The sequence below is a fragment of the Neobacillus sp. PS3-34 genome (genome assembly GCF_030915465.1).
Classification (GTDB): Bacteria; Bacillota; Bacilli; order Bacillales; family Cytobacillaceae; genus Neobacillus_A.
The window spans coordinates 3,806,793-3,819,660 of sequence record NZ_CP133267.1 but is presented as its reverse complement, the minus strand read 5'-3'; the positions used below and the strand labels follow the sequence as shown (position 1 = coordinate 3,819,660).

At 39.7% G+C, this 12,868-nt stretch carries 12 protein-coding genes, 3 pseudogenes and 1 other annotated feature; of the genes and pseudogenes, 6 read left to right on the top strand and 9 right to left on the bottom strand.

Annotation, left to right across the window (positions count from 1 at the left end):
- Positions 1-187: 187 nt before the first annotated feature.
- The 3 genes and pseudogenes from RCG23_RS19875 to RCG23_RS19865 all read right to left on the bottom strand — a co-directional run bounded on the left by RCG23_RS19875 (position 188) and on the right by RCG23_RS19865 (position 1,702).
- A complete protein-coding gene (locus RCG23_RS19875; protein WP_308177062.1) occupies positions 188-655 on the bottom strand; it encodes a GNAT family N-acetyltransferase in 468 nt (155 codons plus the stop codon).
- 14 nt (positions 656-669) lie between these two features.
- A pseudogene (locus RCG23_RS19870) lies at positions 670-1,235 on the bottom strand (YdcF family protein).
- A gap of 32 nt (positions 1,236-1,267) precedes the next feature.
- On the bottom strand, positions 1,268-1,702 hold the full coding sequence (locus tag RCG23_RS19865; protein ID WP_308177061.1) for a GNAT family N-acetyltransferase: 435 nt from the start codon (positions 1,700-1,702) through the stop codon (positions 1,268-1,270).
- Between the two features lie 275 nt (positions 1,703-1,977).
- Positions 1,978-2,197: a binding site (T-box leader), on the top strand.
- Between the two features lie 54 nt (positions 2,198-2,251).
- On the opposite strand from RCG23_RS19865, the pseudogene RCG23_RS19860 reads away from it, so the two are divergent.
- The 4 genes and pseudogenes from RCG23_RS19860 to RCG23_RS19845 all read left to right on the top strand — a co-directional run bounded on the left by RCG23_RS19860 (position 2,252) and on the right by RCG23_RS19845 (position 5,755).
- Positions 2,252-3,600, top strand: a pseudogene (locus RCG23_RS19860) (amino acid permease).
- A gap of 83 nt (positions 3,601-3,683) precedes the next feature.
- Positions 3,684-4,244, top strand: a complete 561-nt coding sequence (locus RCG23_RS19855) for a Gfo/Idh/MocA family protein (RefSeq protein WP_308177060.1) — start codon at positions 3,684-3,686, stop codon at positions 4,242-4,244.
- Positions 4,217-4,762 (top strand): Gfo/Idh/MocA family oxidoreductase, encoded by a 546-nt coding sequence (locus tag RCG23_RS19850; protein WP_308177059.1) that lies wholly within the window; start codon positions 4,217-4,219, stop codon positions 4,760-4,762. The genes RCG23_RS19855 and RCG23_RS19850 overlap by 28 nt, the downstream gene beginning before the upstream one ends.
- 168 nt (positions 4,763-4,930) lie before the next feature.
- Entirely contained in the window at positions 4,931-5,755 is an 825-nt protein-coding gene (locus tag RCG23_RS19845) for a DUF4362 domain-containing protein (RefSeq protein WP_308177058.1), read from the top strand.
- A gap of 81 nt (positions 5,756-5,836) precedes the next feature.
- Here the strand turns inward: RCG23_RS19845 and RCG23_RS19840 are convergent, their stop codons facing one another.
- The 3 genes from RCG23_RS19840 to RCG23_RS19830 form a co-directional block, all read right to left on the bottom strand.
- The gene (locus RCG23_RS19840; protein WP_308177057.1) at positions 5,837-6,628 is read right to left on the bottom strand and encodes an alpha/beta fold hydrolase; all 792 of its coding nucleotides are present in this window, start codon (positions 6,626-6,628) and stop codon (positions 5,837-5,839) included.
- Positions 6,629-6,637: 9 nt separating this feature from the next.
- Positions 6,638-7,687, bottom strand: a complete 1,050-nt coding sequence (locus RCG23_RS19835) for a P-loop NTPase family protein (protein WP_308177056.1) — start codon at positions 7,685-7,687, stop codon at positions 6,638-6,640.
- Between the two features lie 163 nt (positions 7,688-7,850).
- Complete coding sequence (locus RCG23_RS19830; RefSeq protein ID WP_308177055.1) at positions 7,851-8,792, bottom strand: Gfo/Idh/MocA family protein; 942 nt, start codon at positions 8,790-8,792, stop codon at positions 7,851-7,853.
- A 196-nt stretch (positions 8,793-8,988) separates the two neighbouring features.
- On the opposite strand from RCG23_RS19830, the pseudogene pepF reads away from it, so the two are divergent.
- Positions 8,989-10,803, top strand: a pseudogene (gene pepF, locus RCG23_RS19825) (oligoendopeptidase F).
- 49 nt (positions 10,804-10,852) lie between these two features.
- On the opposite strand, the gene RCG23_RS19820 reads toward pepF, so the two are convergent.
- Genes RCG23_RS19820 through RCG23_RS19810 form a run of 3 tightly spaced genes read right to left on the bottom strand, consistent with a single transcriptional unit; the run spans position 10,853 to position 12,259 of the window.
- Positions 10,853-11,386, bottom strand: coding sequence for an ABC transporter ATP-binding protein (locus RCG23_RS19820; protein ID WP_308180120.1), 534 nt, complete (start codon positions 11,384-11,386; stop codon positions 10,853-10,855).
- Between the two features lie 16 nt (positions 11,387-11,402).
- A complete protein-coding gene (locus tag RCG23_RS19815; protein WP_308177054.1) occupies positions 11,403-11,570 on the bottom strand; it encodes a hypothetical protein in 168 nt (55 codons plus the stop codon).
- Positions 11,570-12,259, bottom strand: coding sequence for an ABC transporter permease (locus tag RCG23_RS19810; RefSeq protein ID WP_308177053.1), 690 nt, complete (start codon positions 12,257-12,259; stop codon positions 11,570-11,572). The genes RCG23_RS19815 and RCG23_RS19810 overlap by 1 nt, the downstream gene beginning before the upstream one ends.
- A gap of 189 nt (positions 12,260-12,448) precedes the next feature.
- On the opposite strand from RCG23_RS19810, the gene RCG23_RS19805 reads away from it, so the two are divergent.
- Positions 12,449-12,835 (top strand): SH3 domain-containing protein, encoded by a 387-nt coding sequence (locus RCG23_RS19805; protein WP_308177052.1) that lies wholly within the window; start codon positions 12,449-12,451, stop codon positions 12,833-12,835.
- Positions 12,836-12,868: the final 33 nt, after the last annotated feature.

Below are 12,868 nucleotides of genomic sequence, written 5' to 3'. Positions count from 1 at the left end.
AAAAGAAGTTGATTGGAGCGGAAGGTGCGAGACTACTGCAGGAGCAGCGGGACAGGTGAGACCCCACAGGCGCTGTGCGCCGAGGAGGCTCACCGCCCGCCTCGCGGAAAGCGAGCATCCTGGAGTGGAAATCAACTACTCCTTATATAGCAACAAAGTATACGAAAACAGCCTTTTAATTAGTCTGTTAGAGTAATTTCAAAAAGTGAATGCATGAAAGTTCTTTCCGTTCCTCACTGTACCCATTCTTTTTGTAAAATTGCACAGCACTCGTCCATTCATGATTCGTTTCCAGCACGAGCTTTTTATAACCTAGATGTTTTGCTTGCGACTCCAGTTCATTTATCATTTTCCGTGCAATGCCCAGCCTTCTGTATTCTCTATTTACAGACATCCTGACAATTCTGCCAGTATCCTCAGCCTCCAACGTAAAAGCACCAGTACAGACTACTATGTTCTCTATTAAACCAACCAGAAAAAGACAGCCTGGTTTGCTATATGTCCCGATGATATTTTTTAAATCAGGATTTAAGGAACAATCGATAAAGCCAAACCGTTCCTTAAATCCATCAAGAATGAGCTCCCTGGCTTCCTTTTCAAATTCCTTTGTTATATTGGCCAGTTGGAGACCCTTCACACCTTCTTTTGTATTCATTCCAAAGCTCCTTATCAAAAAATCTTCAACAAATAATATTTTGAAATCGCTAGATATTCTCGTCCATAGGATTTTGGAATGGCGATGAGAGGTGTCTTTGCTGGCAGAGGGGATAATTTCAGTCCCTGATCCCTGGCCATACTGCTTGCTCTGTACATATGAAAATCATTTGTGACAATCACTCCGGTTTTCGCCTTGGCAGGAATTAATTTTTTAGAAAAAGTGAGATTTTCAACTGTACTGGTCGATTTATCCTCTAAAATAATTCTCGACTCATCTATCCCTTTTTTCATAAGGCCTTCTTGATTGCTTCCGCTTCCGAAATGTCTTCGCCAGCCCCCTGGCCACCAGAAGCAATCGCGATGGTCTGGTTATTGTTCTTCATATAATGGGCAGCTGCATTAATCCTGTACTTTAACGCAAGCGATGGATTCGTTCCTTTCACCCGAGCTCCAAGAACAATTAGATAATCCGCGTTTGATATGGCTTCGTTATCACTGTATTGATGGATTTTATACTGCAAAACCGAAACGTAAATAAGACCGCAACAGAGAAGAACAATCAACATTTTATATTTCATTTATTTAGTTCCACTCCCTTAATTTCAAAAAATCAAAGCTTTTTTTCCAGAATGATTTTTGGCTCCCCTTTTTCGTCCGTATATGTACCAATCACATCAAAGCCATGCTTAAGATTTAAAATGAGCATGTTTTTCCACTTGTTTTTCGTTTTAGTTTGAACGACTTTGTAACTATTCTGCTTTAAAAATTCATGTTGCAGTTTCATCAGGCTTGATGCAATTCCGTGTTTTCTGTGGCTTGCATCAACACCACCGAGCCAGCTGTAAAATTTGTCGTGATCAAGCTCATAACCAATTTTATAACCAACAACCTTTTCATTTTCCAATGCCAATGTAATCAGCAAATTTTTTTTGTTTTCCAATCGATTTAGTAGTGTTTCCGAATCGTTAAAAATAGTTTGATGAAGCTGAAGGATGTTCTTCATTACGCCATTTTCAGGTTTACAATTAAAGTTTACAAATTCCAATATGCCACTTCCAATTCTCTAAAGGTGGATTTTTTGAAGAGGTCTTTCTACAACCCAGCTCCCGGCTAGGAAAGATAATTCGATAGAATACGTGGGAACTCCTTTAAAATGATGGAAAGGAAAATGATAACATGCTTAAATTATTTTAACTTTTTATCGAACAGATATAGAAACTTAGTTAATATCTCTGTTTGACATTCTACTAAAATATGATATATTAATATAAAATACTTTATTGCTTAAAAGCGTCTAAGTGTAAAATTAAACTGAATAATGTAAAAGCATTGATAGGAATACAGTAGTTTATGCCTTTTGATAATAGAGAGCTGATGGTTGGTGGAAATCAGTACAAAAACATAAATGAATTACACTCCTGGAGCATCTTTTTCATTTATTATGATGAAAAAGACGGCCAAAAGCCGTTATTTGAATGAAGTGGCAGGCATCTATTGTCTGCAATTAGGGTGGTATCGCGAAAATTAATTCGTCCCTGCTGGTTTTCCAGTGGGGATTTTTTTTTTATTTTTTAACAAGAAAGGTTTGAGCAGCATGGAAAATAACCATCAGCAATTAAAAAAAGGATTATTGCCAAGGCATGTGCAATTCATTGCATTAGCAGGCATGATTGGTACGGGAATATTTAAAGGCAGCGCAGATACGCTTAATGTTGCCGGCGGAGTGTAGTGATTTCATATTTAATAGGAGGATTGCTGTTATTTATAGTAATGGCTGCTTTAGGGGAAATGGCCATCGTATTTCCAAATTTAAACGTCCAAAACCTTGTCCATAAAGCGTTTGGATTTAGGATTTCCTTTATCGTTGGTTGGCTCTATTGGATTAACTGGATTCTTGTAACTATAGTAGAATTACTGGCTGCAGGAAGCTTTTTACAGTTCTGGCTTCCATCAGCACCTTTGTGGCTTTTAAGTTTTCTATGTGGAGTTGTCATAATCGGAATTAATCTGTTTCAGGTCAAATATTATGGTGAAATGGAGTTTTGGTTTGCCGGAATTAAAATTATTGCGTTAATTGCTTTTATCCTTCTTGGGGCATTAATTTTGTTTAATGTTATTCCAAGCTCTATTCATGATCCCTTCTCTAATTATACAGCGCATGGCGGGTTCTTCCCACACGGCTTCGGAGGGACATTAAGTGCCTTATTAGTTGTCATGTTTTCATACGGCGGTGCTGAATTAATCGGGGTAGCAGTTACTGAAGTCAAAGATTCAGAGAAAGTATTGCCAAGTATTATTAAGGGTGCCGTATGGAGGGTTATTATTTTTTACGTCTTCCCTATGCTTATTATTTGCGGGTTAATACCTTGGAACAAAGTTTCAGCTGAAAATAGTCCCTTCGTTCAGGTTTTCAGTTTATCAGGACTGCCAGGCGCTGCCCATGTAATGAACTTCGTTCTTTTAACAGCGGTACTGTCGGCTGCAAACTCAGGTATTTACGCCACTTCAAGAACCCTGTTCTCTATGGCTCAAAGTGGTGAAGCACCTAAAGGTCTATTGAAAACAACCAGAAATGGGATCCCGTTAAATGGAATAATTATTACGAGTATTTGCATACTGCTTGGTGTGTTCCTGGCGTATATTACTCCGGATCAGGTAATTGGCTATCTTATGACCATTCCCGGGTTTACTGTTATGTTAATCTGGATCGGTATATGTGCTGCACAATTGAAACTCCGTCCACAGTACAAGTCCAAGCCTTCGTTCCCATTAAAATGGTTCCCATACACAAATATTATCGCCATCGCCTCCCTGCTGTTTATCTTTGTATCTTTTATGTTAAACACAGATAATATAATAGGTTCGAGCGTATGCCTTGTAACAGTTTTAATCCTAATTGTGCTATCAATGATCATAAAGAAAAATCAAAAAACTGGAAGGTGACACCTTCCAGTTTTTTCTTTAAAAATTTACAATCTAGCCTTTTTACCTTTAATATAAAAATATAAAACTAGAGTGGAGGCTGAATGATGAAAAAGTTTAAGGTTGGGATTATTGGTACTGGATTCGGAGCTAAGGTGCATGCTCCAATGATGAACTTCCATGATGGTTTCGAGGTTGTAGCAATTTCCAGTGTTTCAAGAGGAAATGTCCAGGATGCCAAGGTTACAAGCGGAGTAGAAAATGTATACACAGACTGGCAGCTCATGCTTGAACAGGAAGAGCTGGATCTTGTCGTTGTTGCTTCCGCTGTTCATTTACATAAGGATATGGTGGCTGCCGCTTATAAAAAAGGCATTCATGTTGTGTGTGAAAAACCAATGGCTTTAGATAGTGCCGAAACGGAGGAAATGATTACAGAAAAAAACAAGGCTGGGAAGCTCGGCCTTATCAATCACGAATTCCGTTTCCTTCCCGCCCGTACTAAGGTAAAGGAAATAATAGAGAGCGGAAGACTCGGAGAGATTCTGCATGTACGCTATTTATGCTCATTTGCAAACTATACTTCCCTTATTTCAAAACCTCGCGGCTGGCTGGCCAGGAAGAAAAAGGCGGGGGCATGCTTGGCGCCATTGGTTCCCATATGACGGATTCACTTCAGTGGTGGATGGGCAGCAAATTCAAAGAGGTAATGGCCAATCTTCCGATTCATGTTCCTGTCCAAACTGATGCGGATGGTATTTCTGAGCATCGTACTGCTGATGACGCTTTCCAGATAATTGGATCACTGGAAAATGGAACGACGGTAACAATGGAACTTTTAACGGCTGCGCGAAAAGCCCCGAACACATGGTGTTTGGAGATATTCGGAACAGATGGAACGCTTGTTATGCTAGATGACAATCAAGTCCTCCTCTCTACTGGCGATACTCAGCTTGAAAAAGTTGAATTGGTAACGGAAAGTCATGCGCCTGCAGAAATGCCGGCGATTGCAGCTCGATACTATAATGGATTCCATAGGGCGTTGGATGCTCTTTATGAAACACTTGTATCTGGAAATAAGCACCCTTATCTAGCTGATTTTGAAAATGGGCATACCACCCAAAAGGTTCTGGATGCTGTCCGTCTTTCAGCACGGGAAGGCAGAAAAATAAAAGTGGAATAATATCGTAAACTCCAGGTAATGAAAATCCTGGAGTTTTTTGTGTCAGAGATATCTAATCCCATCTTCAAATCATTTTTACAAATCGTGCTCCAATGCAGTCTTAATTACCCTCCTTCTGAAACCTTATTACAGATTTCCCGTCTAATTTTGCAAAGGGGGGTAACTTGGATGAAGGCGAAAAGGTTAGCTGTGTTACTAATATGTTCTCTATTTCTCATCAGCTGTGGGACAAAGAAATCAACAAATGGGGACGGGGACGGCACTGCTCCCAAAATATCCAATAAGGATATCGTTGAAGCAAATGGAAGGCTGGAAAATATCGAGAGATTGGATTCGTTCGTAAAAAATGTAAATCAAAAGATGAAAGATAAGGTCCGTCTCGTCCGTTATACCATAGAAGGAGACCCAATTTTCCATACCTTGGATTATGACGGAAGCAAGCTTTCCCTTACATTAGATACGACCGAGGACAAATTTGGACAGGGAGAAGTGAAAACATATGACTGTACTAGCATTAAAAAAGAAGAAACGAATGTCCAGACACAGTATTTTTTAGAGGGCTGCCCAAACAAGGAAATAGGCGAACTGCTGAAAATTGCTTACGATGTTGATAAAGAAGACCTTTTTGCTTTTCAATTGAAATATGGAGAAGGCAACGAGACTGAAATTAATACAAGGGAACTGAAGCTAATTATTAAGCGATCAAATGGTGATAACACAGAGGTAAGTGATTTTCAATTTTCAAAGGAAGAAATCAATAAAATATATAAACTCATGGTGTTTGCCAATTACCTTGAAGAAAAAAAACTTTCCACGAAGTGTGAGAAGGAATCAAATGAGCCCTATGAGCTGAATGTGTGGATAAATGGAGCAACCAGACACTATGAATGGAGAGATTGTGACCAAAGCAAGGACGGGAAAGTGATGACAAAGCTAGCACAGGATATTCTTCAGGTCTTAAAAGGAAATTCAATTTATAAGAGAATAGAATAATTAAAAACGCATTGGTTAAAGGGCCGATGCGTTTTCTAATAGAAAGAGGATATATTTCGGAAATAATCTGGATAGTGCCTGTCACTTCAAAAATTTGAGGACTTCCTCGTTAAACAGCTTTGGGTTTTCGATGTTCATGAAATGTGCTGCATTTGGAATTATTTTTTTCATACTGTTAGGAATATTTTGGTGATAAAAGTCAGCAATTTGATGGTAATCCTCAAAATCCAATTCTCCAACAAGGATAAGGGTTGGGACTTTGACGGAGGAAAGCCTGCCCCTCGAATCACCAGGAGAAAGCGGCTTCCCCTCATGCCCTCTTTTCACAACGGGCAAAAACATTTCTTTTAACAATCCGCATATTTCCTCAAGACCTTCCGGTTTACGCTTTGGACCGTATATACTCTTCCAGCATAAAAGCCGCATCATTTCGTTAAAGTCGTTATTTTTAATAGATTCCTGGAATTGAACAAAATACCTTGAAACCTCTTCTGACCAGGTATGCCCAATCATTCCCGCACCAGCCAGTGTTAAGCTTTTTACACTTTCAGGATACTTTAAGGCGAATGCAGGTGCGATCGTTCCGCCATATGAATATCCAATAATATGAGCATTTTCGATGCCGAGTCCTGTTAAAAGCTGCTGAACGTCATCCAAAATCTGAAATTCCTCAGCCGGCATCGCCGTCTTTCCGAAGCCCCTCAAATCAAAACGAATAGTTTTAAAATAACGGGCAAAATTGAAAAACTGGGGATCCCACATTCTGCAATCAGAATCAATGCCGTGAATGAGCAATAGTGGCTCTCCCTCACCTGCCACTTCATAATAAAAATCTACAGTTGGCAAAGACAAATATCCTTTAACTGATTCCATATCCCCTATTCACCCCTCTAACGTGCCAATATATAATAAGTGCCCGGCATCCATGCCATCGGTCGAACCATCAAGAATACACTGAACATCTGCAATCGTTTCATTCAGGGAAACGGTAGTGCCAGGCAACTTAGTAACTGGCTCTGCAATATAGAATGCTTGTGTTAGATATGCTTCGAGCCTCTTTCCTCTCTCAAATGCTAGAATATCTGATTGAGAAAAATGATCAAGGCCAAATGCATCAACTAAATGACGCAGCTCTCGATATCTACGCATCATTTTCCTGGCTTTTTGCTGGACAGCAAAGTGCTCAGATTCCAAGTGTGAGGCTTCAAGTAACGTTGAAGCAGAATAATTTGGATTAATCGCGGGATACATCTTTCGTGCCACTAACTCTGCATCAAATTGCCATAGTGTATCAAGAGGTCCATAAGGTTCATCTTCATCAACGGATTCCCCTCTTGGATCCACTAAAAAGATTGTGACAGGCATAAGACCAGCACTTTGCAATTCATCCTGAAGGGTAAATATTTCACCCGACAAAACTGTAGAACGGTCAGCAGCAAACAAAACATACTTCTCCCGACCGAGACTCCATAAATGATCATGAACTTCCTTCATGCTTTTGCAAATAATATCACATTCCATTTCCACATCCTGGATTCCAACCCCAGCATTCTCTGGTTTTAGAAATATCCTAGTATAATTGGTGTCTTTCATCCTGTGAAAAATTTCAGCTAAAACGACCAACTGTCCCATACCAGGCCGAGCCACAAAGCCAACTGTTGAACCTATTGCAATCGGGGCAAAAAAATCAATTACTTTTATACCGGTCTCCAACATTTCGGCATTATTGCTTCTTATTAATAATTCATCCACTTTACATTCTGCCAAATCCGCCAGGGCAACTAGTGTCTTCACTTCAGCACGGCCTATTGGAATCTTTCCCGTACATAAATTTGATACCGTGGCAGAACGAAGCCCCACACTTCGAGCTGCAGTTGTTAAGTTTGGAACACGACGTCGTAATAGCGAAACATTTAATTTTAAATCATCCATAAAAGAATTCCCCCTCTTTACTTTAAAGAGTAAAACATTTTACCTCGTAAAGCAAGAATGATTCTTCCAAAATATTCATGGTGCCTGTCACCTCCCAAAAATATGGAAGGTGCCTGTCACTAAAAAAAATGGGGCACATTCAAAATGAATATGCCCCATTTACTTATTTCCTTAACTGTTCAAGAACTACCTGTGCTTCATATCCCTGAGAGAAATCGATAATATTCGCTTCTTCACCCTTGATAGCTTTCACCAGTTGGCCAATGAGCGTATCACCCAGCGTAGCGTCTGCCTCAATACTTACAATCTCTTCACCTATTTTCCCACCTTCAAGAGCTGACCAATTAAGCAGTGACAGTGTTCCTTCTGAGCCGTAGGCTGTGAAAGCTATTTCTTCTTCACCTGCAATATGGCTTAGTCCGTCAATTAGTAAAGGTGTCCCATCTTCCGTTTCTAGTTGGGCAAGAATAGCCCTTTCGCAAGCCTTTGGATCCTCCGGAAATTGTATTATACGATTTAAGACATGGATTGGACCGAAAATTTTTTGTATTTGCTGGATGAAATGTACGCCGACCTCTAGTACATAGCCTCCCTGCTCTCTGCTTGCTACCCACTCATTTTGCTGCCATGAACGCGGCCATTGCGGGAAGCGCATTTTCAGCTCCAGCCTTCTTACCTTCCCTATGTACCCATCATTAATAAGAGCTGCAAACGTATTACTTCCAGAACTATAGTTCAACGGAAAGTTCATGGCATTAATAATTCCTTTATTTTTTGCCTGTAGAAATAAGCTCTCAGCTTCTTCCGTTGAATTTGCCAGAGGCTTTTCACACAACACATTCAAGCCTTTTTCCATTACATCGGAGACCACCTGGTGATGGTATTTCGGAGGTACCGCAACATAAACAAGATCTAATTCTGTGTCCTCCAGCATTTTAGTGTAATCAGTAAAAGTCAAAATATCATTAAGCTGCTTTGCTGTCTCAATAATTCTTTCTTCAATTTGGTCACATATTGAAACAATGTTTACCTCAGGATGGTTATTAAAATCCTTTATTAAACGCTGTCCAATGGCGCCAAGCCCAATTATTCCTACTCTTATCACTTGCAGGCCACCCTTCATTTTTATAAGACTGATAATTAATTATATTAAGAAAAAAGATTTCACAAAAGGATTTTTTTTAAAATACGCTTACCAGCATAAAAATATTAAGTATTCTAACCATTTCTCCATTGACATAATTTTCTAATAATATAAAATAATACTTAGCATTACGAAATATTGCAGGAGGGGAATTTGAATGGAAAAAACAATTGAAAAAAGGCTTACCCGCTCTGAAGTTGCTGAGGAATTAACATGGAATCTTGATGATTTATTTGTTTCTGACGACACATGGGAAGCAGAATTAAATCTTATTGAGAAGGAAACAAGCCAATTTGAAAAATTCAAAGGAAATTTACATAGCGGTTCTAAAGCTTTACTGGAATGCCTAAGTGCCCAGGAGCAGCTCTCTATGAAACTAATAAAAGCATGGACGTATGCCAGCTTAAAGCAATCTGCAGATGGAACTGATGCAGTTAACCAGGCAAATTCCGCAAAATTCTCTTCATTAAGGACAAAACTTAGCGCCGCTTTATCCTTTATCGATTCTGAAATTCTGGCTCTACCGGAAGGAACAGTTGAACATTACATACAGGAAGAAGAAGAACTTCAGCCTTTCCAAAAAAATTTACTTCAGCTGCTGGAAACTAAAAAACATAAGCTTTCCCCAGAAACAGAAGAAGCCTTGGCAGCACTAGGCGAAGTCCACAACGCACCATATAAAACATATGAAATGGGCAAATTAGCAGATATGCAGTTTGATTCCATTAAAGATGCAGGAGGAAACGAACTGCCAGTATCCTTCGCCTTATTTGAAAGCCGTTACGAATTTTCTTCCGATACAGATGTCCGCAGAAAAGCTTATAGCTCTTTTGTGAACACCTTAAGCCAATACAAAAATACCTTTGCTGCGACCTATTCAACCGAGGTTACCAAACAGGTATCCCTCTCACGCCTGCGTAAATACGAATCGGTAACGCATATGCTATTAGAACCGCAGCAGGTAACGCTCGAAATGTATAATAATCAGCTTGATATCATTTATAAGGAACTTGCACCCCATCTGCGCCGCTTTGCACAATTAAAGAAAAAAGTTCTGGCCTTGATAAAATGATGTTCTGCGATTTGAAAGCACCTTTGGATCCAGAATTCAATCCTGAAATTACTTACGAAGAAGCCAGTAAGGTAATCCTGGAATCACTTAAGGTTATGGGCCCTGAGTACAGTGAAATCATGGAAAGAGGTTTTAAGGAGAGATGGGTTGACCTTGCTGATAATGTAGGGAAAGGAACAGGTGCATTCTGTTCAAGCCCATATGGCTCACACCCTTACATCCTTATTACTTGGCAGAATAATATGAGGGGTGCTTTTACACTTGCACATGAATTTGGCCACGCAGGACACTTCTTCCTTGCAAATAAAAACCAAAGAATCATGAATACCCGCCCATCAACGTATTTTGTGGAAGCTCCATCTACGATGAATGAGCTTTTACTGGGACAGCATTTGCTTGGAAGCACCGAAGATAAGCAAATGCGACGATGGGTCATTCTTCAGCTATTGGGAACATACTATCATAATTTTGTAACCCATTTGCTTGAAGGAGAATATCAGCGCAGGGTTTATGCTCTTGCCGAGGAAGGCAAAGCCCTTACAGCCAAAACGCTGACAGAAGTAACAGGCTCAGTCCTTTCAGAATTCTGGGGAGATACTGTTGAAATTGATGAAGGAGCAAGCTTGACCTGGATGCGCCAGCCTCACTATTACATGGGATTATATCCGTATACTTACTCTGCTGGATTAACAGCATCCACCACTGTTGCCCAAATGATTCAAGAGGAAAGGCCAGCCAGTCGTTAAAAGATGGCTAGATGTTCTTCGCGCAGGCGGAACAATGAAGCCACTTGAATTGTTAAAGCATGCCGGAGTGGATATGTCAAAACCTGATCCAATCCGTAAAGCGGTGTCTTATGTCGGCTCGCTGATTGATGAGTTAGAACAATCATATGAATAAAAATGGCGACAGGCACCTTCCAGTAAACTGGAAGGTGCCTGTCACCATTTTAAGCCCATTCAAGAAAATCAAACAGCTCTTCCGTTTCCGGATTCTCCAAATGGTAGGGAACATGCCCGAACTCCACTACTTTTCCTTTTGCGATAAAAATGACGTGCTGACCAATCCTTTTAGCCTGATTAATATTATGGGTTGCCATCATAAGGGTTCCTCCCTTTTCCTCACAATATTGAGTTATGGCCCGTTCCATCAATTGAACATTTAATGGATCCAGATTTGCAGTAGGCTCATCCAATAGAAGAAGCTCTGGCTCAAAAACGAGTGCACGTGCCAATGCTACCCTTTGAATTTCCCCACCTGACAGAGATTCCACATTCCTTTTTTCATAGCCTTCTAGGCCTAAAAGTGTTAATACTTCTCCAATTTTTAATTGCCGTTTATTTTTTGAATACTTGCGGAATTTAAGCCCTAAGCCAACATTATCTTCGACAGTGCCACGGAACATAACTTCATGCTGTGCGACATATACCATTTTATTTCTTAGATATCGCTTATTTTTCTTCTCCATTTTTTCATTAAAAATGCAAACTTCACCAGAGCTATATGGCTGGAGTGTGGCTATACACTTTAATAAAGTACTTTTTCTGGCCTACTTCGCCGATTATAACGTACCTTTTACCCTTCATTATTTGCAGTCCATCGATTTCAAGCAGATTTCTTGTGGCCGTTTTCACTGTAAGCCACTGAAGATTAACCGCATCATTCATTATTGTATTACCTCCTGAAACGGAGCTGTTTTAAACATAAAACGCCAGAGCACAAAAAAATTAATTAAAAAGCTGATCACGAGCAATACTCCTCCCAAAGCAAGTGCAATATTAAAATTGCCTTGGCGGGTTTCAAGGATTATCGCTGTGGTCATCACCCTGGTACTGCCTTCAATATTTCCGCCAACTAGCATGACGGCACCTACTTCTGAGATTGCCCGGCCAAAAGCGGATAACAAAGCGGTTATGATACCACGGTTCGATTCACGCAATAAAACCTTCCATAATTGAAAAGTGTTTGCTCCCAGGGTAAGGGCAGAAGAGGAATATTTTCTTTCATTCGAAGAAATTGCAGAGTATGTAAGTCCTGTTACAATTGGAGTAACAAGAATGGTTTGGGCGATGATCATCGCTGTCGGTGTGAATAATAGTGCCGCGGATCCCAAGATCCCTTGCCTTGATAAAAAAAGATAAACAATGACTCCGATAAGAACTGGAGGCACACCCATAAAAGTATACACCACAGTTAGGATCATTTTTTTTCCTTTAAATTGATAAATACCCAGTATTGTCCCTGCCAGAATTCCTAGAATTCCTCCAATCAATACTGCAGTCAATGATACTTGCAATGAGAGTTTGATAATTTCAAGAATTGCATTTTCTGTAAAAAGTGATAGCCACTCTTTCATTCCTTTTTCCCCCAACAAATCTACTATAAAGTTATCGTATATTCTTTTACTATAACTGACAAGGAAAATATCACCACTCAACAAAACTTAACAAAACTAAACAAAAATGAACAAGAATGCGTTTACAAATGTAAAATTATCCATTATTGTTAAATTACGATTAATTTCAAATTTTCCAGGGGGATAATCATGAAAAAGAGTTCTTTATTATTATCAATTATCACAGCATTTTTTCTAGTATTTTCAATTGTTGTACCCTCCTTTGCTGCTTCATCGGCCACTAAACCAATAGCATCTGTAAAGGTCCTAAAGAAGGTCACGTCAACGAAAAATATTGATGTGCATAAGGGTCCGGGAACAAATTATGGCAAAATGGGAACCGCAAAAAAAGGTAAAGTATTAGAAGTTATCGGCACGTCCAAAAGCAGTACATGGTACAAAATAAAGTGGAGCAATGCATATGGATATGTATACGCTAAATATACGAAGAATGGATCTTCAGTAGCTTCTAAACCGAAGCTCGAAAGCTCATTTATCCTTGCAACAACTACAAGCACACAGGACTCCGCCTGTTAGACGTCATTATACCTGTATTTGAAGCAAAGTATG

Excerpts from the sequence above, each read along its gene's own strand:
- RCG23_RS19835 (WP_308177056.1), bottom strand. The coding sequence starts at position 7,687 with ATGGATGATTTAAAATTAAATGTTTCGCTATTACGACGTCGTGTTCCA.
- RCG23_RS19810 (WP_308177053.1), bottom strand. The coding sequence starts at position 12,259 with ATGAAAGAGTGGCTATCACTTTTTACAGAAAATGCAATTCTTGAAATT.
- RCG23_RS19875 (WP_308177062.1), bottom strand. The coding sequence starts at position 655 with ATGAATACAAAAGAAGGTGTGAAGGGTCTCCAACTGGCCAATATAACA.
- RCG23_RS19845 (WP_308177058.1), top strand. The coding sequence starts at position 4,931 with ATGAAGGCGAAAAGGTTAGCTGTGTTACTAATATGTTCTCTATTTCTC.
- RCG23_RS19815 (WP_308177054.1), bottom strand. The coding sequence starts at position 11,570 with ATGAATGATGCGGTTAATCTTCAGTGGCTTACAGTGAAAACGGCCACA.
- RCG23_RS19855 (WP_308177060.1), top strand. The coding sequence starts at position 3,684 with ATGATGAAAAAGTTTAAGGTTGGGATTATTGGTACTGGATTCGGAGCT.
- RCG23_RS19840 (WP_308177057.1), bottom strand. The coding sequence starts at position 6,628 with ATGGAATCAGTTAAAGGATATTTGTCTTTGCCAACTGTAGATTTTTAT.
- RCG23_RS19805 (WP_308177052.1), top strand. The coding sequence starts at position 12,449 with ATGAAAAAGAGTTCTTTATTATTATCAATTATCACAGCATTTTTTCTA.
- RCG23_RS19850 (WP_308177059.1), top strand. The coding sequence starts at position 4,217 with ATGCTTGGCGCCATTGGTTCCCATATGACGGATTCACTTCAGTGGTGG.